This is a genomic window from Chitinophaga oryzae (assembly GCF_012516375.2).
Classification (GTDB): domain Bacteria; phylum Bacteroidota; class Bacteroidia; order Chitinophagales; family Chitinophagaceae; genus Chitinophaga; species Chitinophaga oryzae.
On record NZ_CP051204.2, the window covers coordinates 6560363 to 6577473 of the forward strand.

Sequence of the window (17111 nt, forward strand, 5' to 3'; positions counted from 1 at the left end):
ATGAAGTTGTTTCAGGCAGCAATATTAACAAAAAAGGACACAAATATCTTTTTTTAATTGTACCTTTGAATAATTCTTCAAAAACAACAGAGCGGGATATGTTACAACTGACAAAAATATTCAGTTTCGAAACGGCGCATGCCTTGCATGCCTACAATGGAAAATGCAAAAACATCCACGGGCACTCCTACAAACTGCATGTAACGGTAAAAGGCCGGGACAACAGCGAGGCTTATCTGCCGGCGCCGGGGATACTGGTCGATTTTAAAGTAATCAAAGAACTGGTGCAGCAGACCATCGTGCAGCATTTTGATCATCGCCTGATACTTTCGGCGGCCTATATGCAGGCCCATCCCGATTGCAGCACCCAGGAAAACCTGTGGGTATGGGAAATGGAGCCTTCCGCGGAGAACATGATATTGTATATGCAACGGGTATTGCAGGCGGCGCTGCCGGAAGAGGTGGCGCTGGCCGGCCTGCGGCTCTATGAGACCAGCGACTCGTATGCTGAGTGGGTACCGGCGGGTTGACCGGTATCTCATTTCTTATTATCTTGCAACCTTCTGAATTGATATTATGCTGTCGAAAACTGCTGAATACGCCCTGAGAGCGACAATTTACATTGCGCTGAAGGGGTCGGAAGAGAACAAGCTGGGAATCGAGGAAATAGCCCTGGGCATTGATTCACCCAAATCATTTACGGCCAAGATACTACAGCTGCTCACGCAAAACAACCGCGTGATCAGTTCTGTGCGCGGCCCCAATGGCGGATTTTATCTGACCGACCGCGCCCGGAAGCTGCCGGTAAAGGCCATCCTCGAAGCGGTGGAAGAAGCCAGCGTGATCACCAAATGCGTACTGGGCCTGAAAGAGTGCTCCGAAACAAGGCCCTGCCCCATGCACACCCAATATAAAAGCATCAAAAAACAGCTCAAACAGATGTTTGAGAAAACATCCATCCAGCAACTGGTGGACGAATTCAACAAAGGCAATTACTTTATCGATAACCTGAAAGGCGTCCGCAAACCCTGCTAACGCGGCCGCCTGCCCATCTTTCCTTCCCGCATCAGGAAAGTACTATTTTCCCCCTTCCGCTCTTTCGTGCAAGCTTTTACGTTACGCCACGGCGTACCGCTGTTCACTTTATATGTCGACTGTCATGCTGTTTCCTGATTTATATCAGCTCAGGTTTTTTGGCCGGTATATTAAAAGAAGATATTTTTGTCCTTAAATAGAAGGATATGATCATCCTTTGTTTAGAGTAGCACGGACAGCGGGTCACAACGCTTTTCGCCTATCACGTGAAATGTTCAATACATTCCTGCTATGCGCGGCATCATTATTTTTCAATCCAAATACGGGGCTACAAGACAGTACGCCACCTGGATCAGCAAGGCACTGCAGATACCGGCAGCAGCAGCCGGCGAAATCACCCACGCCCAGCTGGCGGCGGCCGACTTTATCATCCTGGGCACCAGCATCTACATCGGGAAGATGCTGCTGCGCGGCTGGCTGGAGCAACAGGCGCCGCAGCTCCGGGGCAAACCGCTGTTTCTCTTTGTGGTATGCGCCACCAGAGGGGAGAAGCAGGAAAAGCTCAACAGCTACGTTGTACAAAATATGCCGGCACAGTTACTCTCCCACTGTCACCGTTATTTCTACCCCGGCAAAATACAATACAGCGAACTGTCATTCGCCGATAAGCTGAAAGTTCGCGCCGGCGGCCTGATGGCCCGGCTCATGAACAAACCGCTTGACATATCGGACTTCAACCGGATCGATGAAACACTGGCTGCGCCCCTCGTAGCCGATGTGCAGTCGTTTCATCAAAACCAAAATCCGTAAATCAAAAAATCCGCAAATCACTAAATGCTCTACCGGATGTTCGACAATTCTTCCTGAACGTTTTTTTTCATCTTATATAAAGGATAAAAATGTCCTTATTTATACTTCTTACTAAACAAAAATAGATACCATGAAACAAGCATCCTTCCTCACAGCAGTCGCGGCAACGGCATTGCTGCTTTATAGCTGCGGATCTGCGCCACAGCAGGCCGACACGGAAAAACCGGCCACCGACAACAGCATGGCCGCCTCCACCACAGCTCCCGCCGCGGATGCGCCGGCTACTGCCGGCGACGATAAAGGCAAGGGCAAATTCACCAGCGTCACCCTCACCGATCCGTTGGACCAGGCTATGATCACCAGCGGTAAAAGTACCTATGAAGTAAAATGCGCGGCCTGTCACAAACTGTCCGCCGAAAAGCTGGTCGGCCCCGGCTGGAAAGGCGTTACTGAAAGAAGGAAACCGGAATGGATCATGAACTTCATCACCAACACCGACGAAATGATCGATAAAGACCCGGCGGCACAGGCCATGCTTGAAGAATGTATGGTACGTATGCCCAACCAGCACCTTACCGATGATGAAGCCAGGCACCTGCTGGAATACATGCGGGCCAACGACGGTAAAAAATAATTGCTGACACTCACTCCATCTGCATATGAAAAGATTAAGCCTGATGCTGGGCCTGGCAGTCGCCACCACCGCTGCCATGCAAAGCTGTAAAATGAAAACTGCCGCCACCGCGGTTCAAGGCGACGCCGCCACCAAAACATACGTGGCTCCCGGCAAATACGATGAAATTTACAACTTCGTGTCCGGCGGCTTCAACGGACAGGTATCCGTATACGGCCTGCCCTCCGGACGCCTGCTGAAAGTCATCCCCGTGTTCGCCGTCAACCCGGAAAACGGCTACGGCTACAGCGAAGAAACAAAAGCCATGCTCAATACCACCAACGGCCTCATTCCGTGGGACGACCAGCACCACCTGGACCTGTCCCAGACCAACGGCGAACAGGACGGCCGCTGGCTTTTTGCCAATGCCAACAACACACCGCGCGTAGCCCGTATCGACCTCACCACCTTTAAAACCATGGAGATCCTGCAGATACCTAACAGCGCCGGTAACCACTCCTCTCCCTTCATTACCGAAAACACGGAATATGTAGTGGCCGGCACCCGCTTCTCCGTACCCCTCGGCTCAGAAGACGTACCTATCAGCTCTTTCAAAGACAACTTCCACAGCACTGCCTCTTTTATCAGCGTAGATAAAAACAGCGGTAAAATGGACCTCGCCTTCCAGATCGTGCTGCCCGGCATGAACCTGGACCTGAGCCACGCCGGTAAAGGCCCGTCACACGACTGGTTCTTCTTCTCCAGCTATAATACCGAACAAGCCTATACGCTGCTCGAAGTAAACGCTTCCCAGAAAGACAAAGACTATATCGTAGCGGTGAACTGGAAGAAAGCCGAAGAATATGCCAAAGCCGGCAAAGGCAAAAAAGTACCGGCCACCTATGCCCACAACACTTACGACGAACATAAACAGACTGCCACCTCAGAAATCAAAAATGAAGTGCTGCTGCTGGACCCTAAAGACTGCCCGGACATGATCTACATGATCCCCTGTCCTAAGTCCCCCACGGCTGCGATATCGACCCTTCCGGTGAATACATCGTCGGCAGCGGTAAACTTGCAGCCCTGATCCCGGTGTTCTCCTTCAGTAAAATGACCAGCGCCATCGCCGGCAAACAGTTCGAAGGCGATTTCAAAGGCATCCCCATCATCAAATACGAAGCAGCCCTCCACGGCGAAGTACAGAAACCCGGCCTTGGCCCCCTGCACACCGAATTTGATGGTAAAGGCAACGCCTATACGTCTATGTTCCTCTCTTCCGAAGTAGTGAAATGGAGCCTGAAAGACCTGAAAGTGCTGGACCGTGTTCCTACCTATTATTCTGTAGGCCACCTGATGATACCCGGCGGCGATACCAAAAAACCCGGCGGAAAATACCTGGTTGCCTACAATAAAATCACCAAAGACCGCTTCCTGCCCACTGGCCCGGAACTGGCACAGTCAGCCCAGCTGTACGATATCTCCGGTGATAAAATGCAACTGATACTGGACTTCCCCACTTTCGGCGAACCTCACTATGCCCAGGCCTGCCAGGCCAGCCTGATCAAAGACAAACAGGTAAAGTTCTATGACATCAACAAAAACGGCCACGAATATGTGACCATGGGTGAAAAGAAAGCCAACGTAGTACGCAAGGGCAACCGGGTAGATATCTACATGACCGCTATCCGTTCCCACCTTGTGCCGGACAACATAGAAGGCGTGTTTGTAGGAGACGAAGTGTACTTCCACGTCACCAACCTCGAACAGGACTGGGACATTCCGCACGGATTCGCCATCAAAAACAATCCCAATGCGGAACTGCTGATCATGCCGGGTGAAACGGTGACACTTAAATTCACACCGGATAAACAGGGTATTTATCCGTTTTATTGCACCGACTTCTGCTCTGCCCTGCACCAGGAGATGTCCGGCTACCTGCGGGTATCACCCAAAGGCAGCAACGTACCGCTTAAATTCGGTACCGGTGAAACCGTGACTTCCGTCGCAGCTAAATAAACAATCCCGCCGGCGGTGCTCTCCAGCGCTGCCGGCACTTTCAACCACTGAGCTATGAAAAAGTTATCACAGGCAGGCCTTATGAGCATCCCGATCGTTATTATCTGTCTCGCTACCCTCTGGTTCTTTCCCATGTGGCGGATAGACATGCGCGCACCGCAGTATCCCGACGGCCTGTCTATGCAGATATGGATCAATGACGTAAAAGGTGATGTACCTATCATCAACGGCCTTAACCATTACATTGGCATGAAAACCATCCACAGGGAAGACTTCCTCGAGTTTGTGTTCATGCCGGTCTCCATCGGCCTTTTTATGGCCGCCGGCGTGTTGGTCATGGTGCTGAAGAAAAAAATACTGTACTACATCTGGACCGGTATCTTCCTGCTCATCGCGTTGCTGTCTTTTGCAGACTTCTACCGGTGGGAATACAACTACGGCCATAACCTGGACCCGAACGCGCCCATACAGGTGCCAGGCATGTCTTATCAGCCGCCACTGATCGGGTACAAAAAGCTGCTGAATTTTGAAGTGCTGTCCCAGCCGGACGTGGGCGGATGGTTCTACATCGCGAGCGGTATGGTACTGGTGGGCATCACCTTTTATGAATGGAAAAAGAAATGATATGAAACACAAGACACTGATTTTCGTGATTAGCTTTTTCGCCCTGCAAATGGCCTGCCGCCCTGAATCCGAGCCGATCGATTTTGGCCACGACGCCTGCACGCACTGCAAAATGACGATTATGGATAAACGTTATGCCGCCGAACTGATCACCCCTAAAGGCAGAGCATATAAATTCGACGATATCGTTTGCCTCCTGCAGTACAACGCCGCCAACACACCGGCGAGCGGCACCCGCTTCCTGGTGACCGACTACAGCGATTCCAGTCACCCTTTCACCGATGCGCAGAAAGCCGTGTACCTGCACAGCGAATCCTTCAAGACACCGATGAACGGCCGCTGCGCCGCTTTCAGCCAGGAAAAAAACGCCATTCCGCATAAAGACAACCTGGAGCAACGATTATTAAAATGGGAAGACCTTACCCAGCTAAAGCCGTAATCATGAAACATGCATGGATATTGTCATGGCTGATACTGGCCGCAGGTAGCCTGCAAGCCGCCACCATTGTGGTGAAGCCCGGTCCTGATGCGCTTCGTAAAGCCATCAGCAGCGCCCGCCCCGGCGACACGCTGGCCGTACAGCCCGGCGTGTACCGGGAACACAGCCTGCAGGTAGACCGTCGCCTCACCATCCTGGGCAACGGTACGCCTGTGATCGACGCGGAATACAAACACCCGGGCTTCCTCATCACGGCCGACAGCGTGACCATGCAGGGAATGCAAATACAGCATACAGGCCGTTCTTCCATATCCGACATCGCCGGCGTCCGCGTCAGTAATGCCGGTTATATCACGCTTCGCAACAACAAAATACTGGACTGCACCTACGGCATCTACCTCCAGAATGCCCAACATTGCCTGGTAGAAGGTAATACCGTACACTCCGGCATCAAAAATGAAATCAACGGCGGCAACGGTATCCACGCCTGGAAATGCGATGCGCTGCAAATCAGGAGCAACAGCATATCCGGCCACCGCGACGGCATCTACTTCGAGTTCGTCACCAATTCCGGCATAGAAGGCAACCTCTCCACTGCCAACCAACGCTATGGCCTGCACTTCATGTTCTCTCACCATGACACCTATACGAAAAATATTTTCCGGGAAAACGGCGCCGGCGTGGCTGTCATGTACACCCGCGAAGTGACCATGACAGACAACACTTTTATACAAAACTGGGGGACGCCTCCTATGGGCTGCTGCTGAAAGAAATCACAGACAGCCACATCACCCACAACCGCTTCATCAAAAACACCATTGCTATCCACATGGAAGGCACCACCCGCGTGTCTGTACAGCGCAACCTGTTCCAGGACAACGGCTGGGCCCTCCGCGTGATGGCCAGCTCCAGCGGCAGCCAGTTCACCGGCAACAACTTTATCGGCAACTCTTTCGATGTGGCCACCAACGGTACCCTCATGCTCAACGAGTTTCACCGCAACTACTGGGATAAATACGACGGCTATGATCTCAACCGCGATCAGATCGGCGACGTGCCACACTATCCCGTCAGCGTATACGCCGTAATATCAGAGAAAATACCGTCCGCCATGATCCTGTACCGCAGCTTCCTCACCAGCATCATGGAACAGGTGGAAAAAGTAATGCCCAGCATCATCCCCGATCAGTTAAAAGATGATCAGCCATTCATGAAAAAACTGGAACTATGATCCGAATTCATCATCTCACAAAGTCATTTAAAAAATTCAGGGCGCTGGATGATATCAACCTGCAACTGGAACGCGGTCAGGCCGTCTCCCTGCTGGGGCCTAACGGCTCCGGCAAGACGACCCTGATCAAATCCATCCTCGGTCTTGTGATCCCGGAAAAAGGCAGCATCCATATCAACGGACAAGAGATCCGCAGCCACTGGAGTTACCGCTCCAAAATCGGTTATATGCCGCAGATCGGCCGTTACCCGGAGAATATGACCATCCGGCAGGTACTGGCCATGCTGCGCGAGGTACGGAAAGATTGTAAACACTATGATGAAGAACTGGTCCGGCTGTTCGATCTGCCCGCCATCGATCATAAACTGATGCGCAACCTCTCCGGAGGCACCCGTCAGAAAGTGAGCGCCTGCCTTGCTTTCCTCTTCTCGCCCGACATCCTGATACTGGACGAGCCTACCGCCGGCCTCGATCCCGTTGCCAGTGAAATACTGAAAGATAAGATCGCACGGGAACGGGCAAACGGGAAACTGGTGCTCATCACTTCCCATGTGCTCAGCGATTTAGAGGACATCACCAGTCATGTGGTATACCTGCAGGAAGGAAAACTGATCTGTTTTAAAACCGTGGAAGCACTGAAAGAATCAACCGGCCAACATCAGCTGAACAAGGTGATCGCGGCCATGATGCAAACCCATCTACATGAAAACGATTATTAAATACGTGCTGATAGACCTGTTAAAAAACAGGACCATCCTGATATACACCCTGGTGCTGGCCGCGTTGACCATCAGTGTTACTGGCATGAGCGACAACATGTCCAAAGGCATGTTAAGCCTGCTCAATATCACGTTGCTTTTTGTGCCGATCATCAGCATTCTGTTCGCCACCATTTACTTTTTTAATTCCGCGGAGTTCACAGAACTGCTGCTCGCGCAGCCCATCCGCCGCAAGTCCATGCTGATGGCTTCCTACACGGGCATAGCCACCGCACTGGGCCTCGCCTACCTTGCCGGTGTAGGCGTTACCGTTTGTATATTATACAACAGTCTTGCCGCCATCGCCCTGGTCGTCAGCGGGGTGTTGCTCACGCTGATTTTCTCCGCTCTTGCATTGCTCATCTTTGTAGTATTCAAAGACAAAACGCGGGGCATCGGCGCGGCGATCATCACCGCGTTGTTTTTCACGTTGTTGTTTGATGGGTTGTTGCTGGCTTTTATCTACTCTTTCAGCGATTATCCGATAGATGAACCGTTGCTGGCGTTTATCTCGCTGAACCCGGTGGACCTGGCGCGCATATTGGTATTGCTGCAGCTGGACGCTGCTGTGATGATGGGCTATTCCGGGGCTTTGTTCAAAAAGTTTATGGGGTCCGCAACGGGAAGTATTTATACGGCGGTATGTATGTTCTGCTGGATGGTGGTCCCGTTGATATCAGCTATACGGATTTTCAGGAAAAAAGATATTTAAAAAGCAGGGGCCGGCCATTCTTTTCGGCCCCTGCACACACTATAGCAAACCATTCAGTTGTTGTTGCAATGCCGGATCGGACGGCCGTTTAGCATTGGCCGAAACGATTTTTCCGTCCGGCCCGATCAATATAAACCGCGGGATAGCGTTGATGTTGAATTTTTTAATAAAGTCGACGTTGAAATCATTGTCTGTGATCAGCTGTTCTCCTTTCAACTGGTTGTCTTTCACATAGGCCTGCCATTTTTCTTTATCCGCCTGCCTGTCTACCGACAAGCTGACGAAGTGGATATTTTTTCCGGCGAAGGATTTCTCCATGGTTGTCAGGAAAGGGATCTCTCTTTTGCAGGGACCACACCAGGTGGCCCATACATCGATGTAGACGTACTTACCTTTCAGGTTGCTCAGCTTCACTTTTGCGCCGTGTACATTTTCAAATTCAAAGTCCGGCGCCGGCTGGTTATCACCATACTTTTTCAGATTAGCATATACTTCGTTGATGCTTTTCCGGTAGACCTCATTGGTCACTTTAGCCATGAAGTTTTTATACAGCGAATCTACTTCTGCCGGGTTGTCATTCATTTTGAGGATGTTCGCCGTTTGCTGGTACTGGTAATATTCGCGGATAAATGGAGATGTAATTTCTTTTGAGATGATCTGCAGCTTTATCATTTCCTGCGGCTGACCGGCATTCATTTCCTTCTGATAACCGGCGTACATAATATTGGTGATCCGGCCGTCCAGCGCTTCGCGGTAGGAGGCAAGGTTGCGGAACCAGTCGTCGTTATTCATGCTCCATCCATGGAAGCTGAAAGAGTCTATTTCGCTGCGTTCCTGCCGGGTCAATGTTTTGGTGCGCATTTCGTTAAACGCTTTCCGCAAGCGTACATGCAGGGTAGTGTCGTTCATCTCTTTCGGGGCTTCCAGCATCTTTTGAAAAGCGATCCGTTTGAGCGAGTCCACGCCGTAATTCAGCCACCAGTCCTGTGCGATGTTTTTTGCCCTGAACGCCACCGCTGTGTTCTGAAGTTCACGGAAATAAGCATTATCTGACTTTGACAGTATGTTGGCGGCCGCTTGCTGCCAGGCGGCCATTTTCTGCCGGAATTCGGGCAGGCTGATCTGGTAGAACGAATAGAGATAATCCCCATTATACATGGGGACGTATTTTTTCAGTTCATCGGCCGCCGCCCTGATGAGGTTATTTTCGGTGCTGCCTTTTCCCTTGAAGCGGAAGCCGTCGCCTTCGGGGATAATTTCCAGGGCATATCCCGGTTCCAGGTATACTGGGCCGATGGCGCCCAGCTGATAGACACCGCGGGGTATTTTTCCGGTGGTGACAGTGAAGCGGCCGTTTTTATCGGCCGGCACTTTCAGCGGTTCCTGTCCGGGCATGGTGAGCAGCAGGTTGGAGGCCGCTGCGGGTGGCAGCCTGCCGCTGATCTTCACCTGGCTGAAGGCCGGCAGCGCGGCGGCTGCGGCGAAGCAAAGGAGCATATTTCTTAACCGTTGTTTCATAAAAGCGGGTTGGCATAGATTAGTTGATAGCCATGTCGGGATTAAATCTCCTAACGCTGGCGGGTATCTGAAACGTGTAGTGGCTGCTGTTAGGTTCGAGGATGGTGATGACCGCGCCCGTCTCTCTGTCCACCCGTTTGATGGCAGGCATTCTTCCTTCGCGGTCGAGGCGTTTCATGTCCATCCAGCGCTGGCCGCTGAAGGCCATTTCCCGGCGCCGTTCCGCCAGTACGATGTCCAATGCTTCTTCTTGCGTGACCGCGGTTAAAGGTACATAGCGATCTGTTTCAAAGCGGGCTTTGCGGAGAAGGTTGACGAAGTCCATGGCGGCGGGGATATTGCCTTTCCTGGCAGCCACTTCAGCCCGTGTCAGGTATAATTCCGGGAAAGTAATGCCGAAATTGGCAAACCCGGAAGTACCATACCTTGTAATACCGTCAGGCATCTCGAATGTCAGGAGACTATAGCGCAGATCTCCTTCATGAAAAAGTGTTTTCAATGTATCGGAATACAGCATTTCCCCTGGTACCTTATAATCATCAGCGGAGCGTTGCCACAGTACTTCCGGGTTGATATCCGCCTCCGGTAAATCGAGCGCGTTTTTATAATCGTTATAGTCCAGCAGTTCATGCCTTGCCTGTAAGGCGCTGTCAGCAAAACGATCGGCTTCTGCATAGTTGCCCATATAAAGGTAAATGCGGGACAACATGCCGCTGGCGGCATATTTCGTACAGCGATAACGGTTAATGCTCTGTTCCGGCAGCATGGGGATGGCCAGCTGCAGATCGTGGACCAGCGAATCCAGGGTAGCCTGTACGGAAGAGCGCTGGGGAATTTTTTCTGTTACGTTGGTGGCTGTCACCAGCGGCAGCCCCGGGTCGGCACTGGCGGTAGCCGGGTTATAAGCCTTGGCAAAGGCAGTCAGCATAGTAAAGTATATCTCCGCTCTGGCGGCCAGGCCTTCTGCCAATATCTGCCTGCGTTGCTGTTCGTTGCTCTCTGTCGCCTTCAGCACATTGTTAATGATGATATTGGCATAGTATACGATCTTATAACCATCTCCCCATATGGCGGGGCTGGTCTGCTCATTTTGGTCAATATCACGCCGCCAGTAGTAGGCATTGGCCTGCAGGTTCCGCTCCTGCTCATTATATTCACCATAGTAATCATCGGTGCAATACAGGAGCGTTGACGGAAAGGTGAATATCATGGTGCGGGAATTCAGCAACCCTTCGAAGTCAGACAGTTTTTCAGGAATCACTACCCCTTTGGGCTTTACCTCGAGGAACTTATTGCATGCGCTGCCACCTACTGTTATCAGCGCTATGATCATCCATATGTTCTTCATATCAACAGTATTAGAAGTTAGTGTAAAGAGAAAAGCTGTAAAACGGCTCCACCGGTAATCTCCGCTCTCCCGAAATCGGATCAATGGCTTCGGGGTCTATATCATTTCCACTGAAAGTATAATGAAACACGTTCTGCGCCTGCAGCCTTAACTGTGTGCGGGTCAGGCCGCTCCGCTTCAGAAATGCTGATTTAAGATGGTAGGTCAATACCAGGTCTCTCAACCGGATATAATCCGCTTTGCGAACAAACTTGTCTGCGAAGGTATAGGCATATCTCCCGGTATAATCGTAATCGCCGGGCGAGCCGGAAACCGGGTAACCCGGGATGTCCGTATGATTTTCATCACCGGGCTTTTTCCAGAAGTTGGTCGCTCCCTGCAAAGGATACGAAAAGGCTACATCATCCGGGTCAGGGGGCTGTACACGCATGACGTGGCCACCATAATACATAAAGAGAAAGGAGAGATCAAAATTTCCCAGCGAAAACTGGTTGTTTAGCCCTAACGTGTATTTGGGGGTGGTGGTACCGCTGAAGACCAAATCATTGAAGTCTACGTCTACGATCTGATCGCCGTTGGTGTTCATGACTTTTTTCTCTTTGTTACGGTTATATACGAACGGCTGCCCCAGCTCATTGAGCCCGCCATACCGATAGCTGAACAATCCGTTGATCGGATATCCTTCCTGTGCCAGCAGGCCGGATACCATATCAACCGATGTTTTGGCATCGGTGGGCATCACCTTCAGGACTTTATTATGGTTAAAGGCGGCCGTTAGCTGTGTTTGCCAGTTGAAACGCTGCGTTTTAACGTTGATGCTGTTGACCATCAATTCCACGCCGTTGTTACTGATAGATGCTGTGTTTGCGTTGTATCCGTTGAAGCCGGTGGTGGGGTCTGCGGATACTGCACCGAACACATCTTCCGCTCTCTTGTTGTAGAAATCCACCGTTCCGGAGATGCGGTTATTAAACAAGGCGTAGTCGAGTCCTACGTTGAAGTTGCGGGTTGTTTCCCAGCGGATGGACTGGTTTTCGGCAGACAGTACTTCGGAAGAAGCCACGGGCACTATTGGTATTGTGTTGATGATCGTGCTCAGCAGAAGAAAGGGGCCGCTGACAGTAGATGGCACATTCCCATTGAACCCGGTGGCAATACGCAGTTGCAGGTTGTCCAGCCAGCGGACTGTTTTCAGGAAGTTCTCTTCATGCATGCGCCAACTGGCGCCGACAGACCATAACGGTTTATTTTTGTAGGCAGGATCAGCGCCGAACAGGTTGGACTGGTCTATACGAAAGCTGCCTGTGGCAATGTATTTGTTATCATAGATATAAGTCCCCTGCGCATAGTACGACATAAATCTTCTGTCGAGGCTGGTCTCTCTGAAATAGTCTTCTATAAAAAAAGTGGCCGCCAGCAGGCCGGTTTCTTTAAATGCCGGCGAGCCATACTGGCTCAATGCCTGCATATTAATGGGTTTATTGATCAGCGACTGGCCATCGTATCCGAAATAGGAGCTTTTAATGCCGGATTCTGTACGCTTCCGTTGTTCAATACCGGCGATGCCTGAGAGATTGTGTTTGGTTCCAAAGTCCTTGTTGAGGTTTAACTGGCCGCGCACCGTATAGGCGTTGCCTTTAATATTGTCGAGCGTATAGATGCCACCGGGGGAAGGTCCACAAAAAGCGGTCTGCCTGTGGACGGATCTTTCTTTGCGCGGGTGTTCAGCAGCCGGCGGACGGTGTATGCTTTTTCCGTTCTCAGGTAGCCGTTGCCTGTTTGCTGATTTTCGTAGGCGCCGCCTACATCCAGTGTGAGCCATTTTGTGAGGGTGGCGTTGAGACGTCCCTGCAGCCGCAGGGCCGACAGGTTGATTTTTGTAGTGGTGTTAAACGGCTCTTCGTAGGGATAATACAACTGATCGTAGAGGCCCAGGCTTTTGATGATTTCGTTCTGAGCAACGCTGCGGACAGAATTGGACTCCTTCCCGGGGCCATAAAACGAAGGGAGGGCATTGCCTTGCTCATCTGTAAAGCGCTGGTGCGGTGGCGCGTCCGTATATGGCACCGCCTTGCCGCTTTTATTGACGCTGTTGTTGTACACCGCCCGGAAATCGAAAGAGAAACGGTCGGTGAATTTGTAGGTATTGGCAAAGTTCAGGACAAAACGCTGGTTATCGGAGCGTCTTTGGGTCAGTGCTTCACCGACGTAATTGATGCCAAGCAGATAGGTGCTTTTTTCATTTCCGCCGCTTACGTCAAAGTCCAGTTGCTGGGCTGTTTTTGTGCGGAAAAAAAGCCGTTTATAATCCGCCTGGCTGTTGTAACTGGCTATTTCCGCAATCTGGCGGTCGGCCTCATCTGCACTGAGGGTGCCTTCCTTTACGCGGAACAGCAGTTCATATATCGGATCGATGGCCGCACCATAGCGGTAAATGCGACGGGAATGACCACCCAGCATCACGCGGTCTTTCATGAGCTGGGCATATTCTGTTGAGCCGGGGTAATGCAGATACCCGAAATCCGGCTTAGCCTGCAACGCATAGGTAGCGCGCAGGCTAAAGACCGGTTTTCCGCTTTTGCCCCTCTTGGTTTCGATGACGATTACTCCGTTGGAAGCCTGCACGCCATAGATGGCGGCCGCGGCGGCATCGCGCAGCACAGATACAGAGATGATATCGTTGGGATTAATGGTACTGATGTCTATTTCCGTGGGAAAGCCGTCTACCACTATCAGCGGGCGTTTCACCGCATCGAAAGTGGATACGCCCCGGATGGACAGCTCTTTGGAGAGGCTGTTATATACCAGGCCGGGGATTTTACCTTCGAGATTTTCCAGGAAGTTACCGGTAACGGCTGTACGCTGGTCGTAATCTTTTGCCGATATCGTACTGGCTGCACCGGTGAGCTGCGATTTTTCGATTTTCTGGTAACCGGTGGAAACGATAGCGATCTCTTTCAGCAGGCTGGTAGAAGCCTGCATGGTGATGGGGTACCATAATCCATTTTTGGGAGAGATGTCGATATGTACGGTTTGCCAGCCTATGGCAGTTGCATCGAGAATGGTTTCCTGCGGGCCCACCCGCAGCGTGAAGTCGCCTTCGTTGTTCGTTACCCCGGCATAACGGCCGGCCCGGATAGTAACGCCTGCCAGCGGTTCGTTGTAGTTGCTCATTACCTTGCCGCGCAGCTGCCGCATGGAATCGCCGGGAATGGTCACGTCGTCGTCCGGCTGCAGCTGGTCAGCTCCTTTGGACTTCTGCTTCCGTGCTACTATGGTATAGTGATTTTTATCCACATACAGGAATAGCAGGTCGTTGGGATAGAGGATAGCTTTCAGCACTTCTTCCACCTGTTTGTTTTTAAGGTCGCTGAGGTCGGCAGTGGTGGTTTTATTGGCCAGCAGGGAAGCTTCATAAACGAAACGGGTGCCGAGGGCGGCTGAAACTTTGTCCAGCGCCTGTATCAGCGGTATCTTTTTCTGTGCCACGGCCGAAAACGTGGTCATGCACAATAATAGCAACAGCAGGTGACTACCAATCAGTAGCATTTTTTTCATCGAAAGAGGACGGTTAACGTTTTTATACAATACTATTTACCAGGCCTGAACAGCAGCGTGCTGTCCGATTTATTGACGTTTATATCCACATCCAGCATGTTGGATAGTATGTACAATAATGTTTCGGTATTTTTTAATGGTAAGACCCCATTAATCCTGCGGTTGGCGACAGCGGTATCTGTCAGCACCACCTTATAGCCGTAGGTGTCTTCCAGTACCTGCACAATTTCTTTCACCGGCGTATTATGCAGGACCATTTTATTGTCCAGCCAGGCGGCTGCATCGGCGTCACCGGGATGTTTGGTGAGTACCCCTTCCTGCTGCCGGTACTCGGCTTCTTCACCGGGCTTTATGCTCAGCACACCGGTGGCATTGGTACTTACTTTCACTGCGCCGGTCTTCAGGTATACGGTGGTAATTCCCCTCCGGTCTTTCACGTTAAAGGTGGTACCCAGTACTTCGATGTCCAGTTCTCCGGTATGCACGAGGAAGCGTTCTCCGGCTTTCAGCGGGAACGCGTCTTTTTTCAGGTGCTGTACTTCAAAGTAAGCCTCCCCGTCGAGCCATACCTCCCGCACGCTGTTTTTCCCCCAGTGACGGGCATACCGCAGGCTGGAATTGGCGTTGAGCGTCACCACGGAGGCATCGGCCAGTACGATCTGCTTTTTTGTTCCGTAGGTGGCGTAGACGGTCTGTGTGCCGGTATAGCGGTAAATATAATATCCGGTCCCCGCGCCTGCCAGCAACAGGAATACGGCAGCCGCGGCCACCCAGCGGCGCAGGCCTATAGTGCGCACCGGCGTAGCCGCTGCAGTATCTATCGCTTGTGAAATACGACCCCATACCTCCTGCTCCGTTCCCGGCCGGACACTGATCCTTTCGGCGGACAGCAGGTGGCGTAACAGGAACACCGCCTTCCTGAACTCATCGATATTAGGCGGTTGCTGCTGGGCCCAGTCTTCCCAGAAACGCGTAACGACAGGGTCGTCTCCCTTCACATAAGCGAGCAGGGAAGCGTCTTCCAGGAAATCGTTCTTGTCATATTGATGATAGTCCAATACCTTCTCTTTTTAGTTTTTTGACGTACCAGGCATACAGGACAGCCACAAGAGGAAAAAACACCCCACGTTTCTCAAAGTTTTTTTAATTTTTTTTCAGCAACCGGAAAAAATCAGGCTTTATGTTGTGCCAGCAGCAACAGCAGCGCGGACATGGATATGTTCAGCACGCCGCGCAATGCTTCCAGCGCACGGGCATACAGTTTATAGGCCGCTTTAACAGAGATTCCCATAACAGCGGAAATATCATCGTATTCCATTTCTTCATAAAAACGCAGGTAAATGATCTCTTTCTGCCGGGCGCTCAGCTTTTCCAGCGCCTGTAGCAGCTGTTGGGACTGCAGCCCCGCGGCTTCCTTTTTTACATAGGCCGATTCGGCGGAGAATGTCAACCGGAAATCATGGTGCGGCTCATACGGGACCACCTTCCGGATACCTGCCGGTCTCAGTTTATTATAGATACCGCCCCGCAGGGCAATCAACAGGTACAGGCGGGGATCCCGGGCCTGCTGTAAGGTACTGCGGTTCGTCCAGAGTTTAACAAACAGGTCCTGGATACAGTCTTTTACCAGCTCCTCCTGATCGTGCAGCCGTACCCCATACTCGTACAACACGGGGAAATAGTGCCGGTAGAGGGACGACAGGGCGTCTTTATCCCCTTCCAGGAATGATTTCCACCATGTTATAGGATCAGCTGCCAGTTCGTTCATGATAAGCGCGTCGTTGTTGAAGGTTTTTCATTGATAGCCGGCTTCCGCCCCATGGCGGGAAAAGCGCAATTGGATAAATGGACATGGCGAATTTACATAATACGAGGGAAAGTTGGGAGTAAAATAAAACAAAATGCAATACATATTTGCACTTTATAAACAACTCTTTTGTTATCTATATATAAATAAGCAGCAACGTCATCGCACAAAGCGAGTATTATGTATTAGACATTGCAGGGGCTTTGAGACAGACTGGTTTTCATGGTGTATGGCAGTCCTCCTTGACTCATTAAAATTGAAAAGTGTAAAATTAACCGTCTAATCTTTTTCAATTCTTACTATTCTATTGAAAGCTTCCCATTAAAACGTAACGGTTAAAAATATCGAATAATCGTTAAATTTAATGGGTATGAAAAAATCAAAATTTACAGAAAGCCAGATTATTGGGATTCTAAATGGCCAGGAATCAGGCAAATCGGTAGCCGACATCTGTCGTGATCATGGAATAAGCCAGGCGACATTTTATCAGTGGAAGTCGAAATACTCCGGGCTTGAAGTCAATCAGTTAAAGAAACTGAAGGATCTGGAGTCGGAACTTGCCCAGTACAAAAAAATAGTAGCGGAACAAGCCTTTCAGATCACCGTAATGAAAGATGTCATAGAAAAAAAGCTCTAACG

At 50.9% G+C, this 17111-nt stretch carries 19 protein-coding genes; 13 read left to right on the forward strand and 6 right to left on the reverse strand.

Annotation, left to right across the window (positions count from 1 at the left end; translation table 11 throughout):
* The first annotated feature begins 98 nt into the window (after positions 1-98).
* The 12 genes from HF324_RS25720 to HF324_RS25765 all read left to right on the forward strand — a co-directional run bounded on the left by HF324_RS25720 (position 99) and on the right by HF324_RS25765 (position 8241).
* On the forward strand, positions 99-530 hold the full coding sequence (locus HF324_RS25720; RefSeq protein WP_168861168.1) for a 6-pyruvoyl trahydropterin synthase family protein: 432 nt from the start codon (positions 99-101) through the stop codon (positions 528-530).
* A gap of 46 nt (positions 531-576) precedes the next feature.
* Positions 577-1035: an RrF2 family transcriptional regulator gene (locus HF324_RS25725; RefSeq protein WP_168805707.1), complete on the forward strand. Its 459-nt coding sequence runs from the start codon at positions 577-579 to the stop codon at positions 1033-1035.
* A 291-nt stretch (positions 1036-1326) separates the two neighbouring features.
* The gene (locus HF324_RS25730) at positions 1327-1845 is read left to right on the forward strand and encodes a flavodoxin domain-containing protein (protein WP_168861169.1); all 519 of its coding nucleotides are present in this window, start codon (positions 1327-1329) and stop codon (positions 1843-1845) included.
* A gap of 130 nt (positions 1846-1975) precedes the next feature.
* Complete coding sequence (locus HF324_RS25735; protein WP_168805711.1) at positions 1976-2479, forward strand: c-type cytochrome; 504 nt, start codon at positions 1976-1978, stop codon at positions 2477-2479.
* Positions 2480-2504: 25 nt separating this feature from the next.
* The gene (locus tag HF324_RS33705) at positions 2505-3548 is read left to right on the forward strand and encodes a hypothetical protein (RefSeq protein WP_258539196.1); all 1044 of its coding nucleotides are present in this window, start codon (positions 2505-2507) and stop codon (positions 3546-3548) included.
* Between the two features lie 23 nt (positions 3549-3571).
* Positions 3572-4477, forward strand: a complete 906-nt coding sequence (locus HF324_RS33710) for a hypothetical protein (RefSeq protein WP_258539197.1) — start codon at positions 3572-3574, stop codon at positions 4475-4477.
* A 54-nt stretch (positions 4478-4531) separates the two neighbouring features.
* Positions 4532-5101 (forward strand): hypothetical protein, encoded by a 570-nt coding sequence (locus HF324_RS25745; protein WP_220100622.1) that lies wholly within the window; start codon positions 4532-4534, stop codon positions 5099-5101.
* Position 5102: 1 nt separating this feature from the next.
* The gene (locus tag HF324_RS25750; protein WP_168805715.1) at positions 5103-5540 is read left to right on the forward strand and encodes a nitrous oxide reductase accessory protein NosL; all 438 of its coding nucleotides are present in this window, start codon (positions 5103-5105) and stop codon (positions 5538-5540) included.
* Positions 5541-5542: 2 nt separating this feature from the next.
* Complete coding sequence (locus tag HF324_RS33715; RefSeq protein WP_258539198.1) at positions 5543-6307, forward strand: NosD domain-containing protein; 765 nt, start codon at positions 5543-5545, stop codon at positions 6305-6307.
* A gap of 20 nt (positions 6308-6327) precedes the next feature.
* Positions 6328-6771, forward strand: a complete 444-nt coding sequence (locus tag HF324_RS33720; RefSeq protein WP_258539560.1) for a NosD domain-containing protein — start codon at positions 6328-6330, stop codon at positions 6769-6771.
* Entirely contained in the window at positions 6768-7490 is a 723-nt protein-coding gene (locus HF324_RS25760) for an ABC transporter ATP-binding protein (protein ID WP_168805719.1), read from the forward strand. The genes HF324_RS33720 and HF324_RS25760 overlap by 4 nt, the downstream gene beginning before the upstream one ends.
* On the forward strand, positions 7474-8241 hold the full coding sequence (locus HF324_RS25765) for an ABC transporter permease subunit (protein ID WP_168805721.1): 768 nt from the start codon (positions 7474-7476) through the stop codon (positions 8239-8241). The genes HF324_RS25760 and HF324_RS25765 overlap by 17 nt, the downstream gene beginning before the upstream one ends.
* A gap of 39 nt (positions 8242-8280) precedes the next feature.
* On the opposite strand, the gene HF324_RS33440 is transcribed toward HF324_RS25765, so the two are convergent.
* The 6 genes from HF324_RS33440 to HF324_RS25795 all read right to left on the reverse strand — a co-directional run bounded on the left by HF324_RS33440 (position 8281) and on the right by HF324_RS25795 (position 16433).
* On the reverse strand, positions 8281-9759 hold the full coding sequence (locus HF324_RS33440; RefSeq protein ID WP_220101239.1) for a TlpA family protein disulfide reductase: 1479 nt from the start codon (positions 9757-9759) through the stop codon (positions 8281-8283).
* Between the two features lie 19 nt (positions 9760-9778).
* Positions 9779-11107 carry a RagB/SusD family nutrient uptake outer membrane protein gene (locus tag HF324_RS25775; protein WP_168805722.1) on the reverse strand — a complete coding sequence of 443 codons (1329 nt, stop codon included), beginning with the start codon at positions 11105-11107 and terminating at the stop codon, positions 9779-9781.
* Between the two features lie 10 nt (positions 11108-11117).
* Positions 11118-12728 (reverse strand): SusC/RagA family TonB-linked outer membrane protein, encoded by a 1611-nt coding sequence (locus HF324_RS25780; protein WP_168861170.1) that lies wholly within the window; start codon positions 12726-12728, stop codon positions 11118-11120.
* Complete coding sequence (locus HF324_RS25785; protein ID WP_168861171.1) at positions 12713-14665, reverse strand: TonB-dependent receptor plug domain-containing protein; 1953 nt, start codon at positions 14663-14665, stop codon at positions 12713-12715. Before HF324_RS25785 ends, HF324_RS25780 begins: the two co-directional genes overlap by 16 nt.
* Positions 14666-14697: 32 nt before the next feature.
* Entirely contained in the window at positions 14698-15723 is a 1026-nt protein-coding gene (locus tag HF324_RS25790; protein ID WP_168861172.1) for a FecR family protein, read from the reverse strand.
* A 113-nt stretch (positions 15724-15836) separates the two neighbouring features.
* Positions 15837-16433 (reverse strand): RNA polymerase sigma factor, encoded by a 597-nt coding sequence (locus HF324_RS25795; protein ID WP_168861173.1) that lies wholly within the window; start codon positions 16431-16433, stop codon positions 15837-15839.
* 409 nt (positions 16434-16842) lie between these two features.
* Between HF324_RS25795 and tnpA the strand changes: the two genes are divergently transcribed.
* The gene (gene tnpA / locus HF324_RS25800; protein ID WP_168804560.1) at positions 16843-17109 is read left to right on the forward strand and encodes an IS66 family insertion sequence element accessory protein TnpA; all 267 of its coding nucleotides are present in this window, start codon (positions 16843-16845) and stop codon (positions 17107-17109) included.
* The last annotated feature ends 2 nt before the right edge of the window (positions 17110-17111 follow it).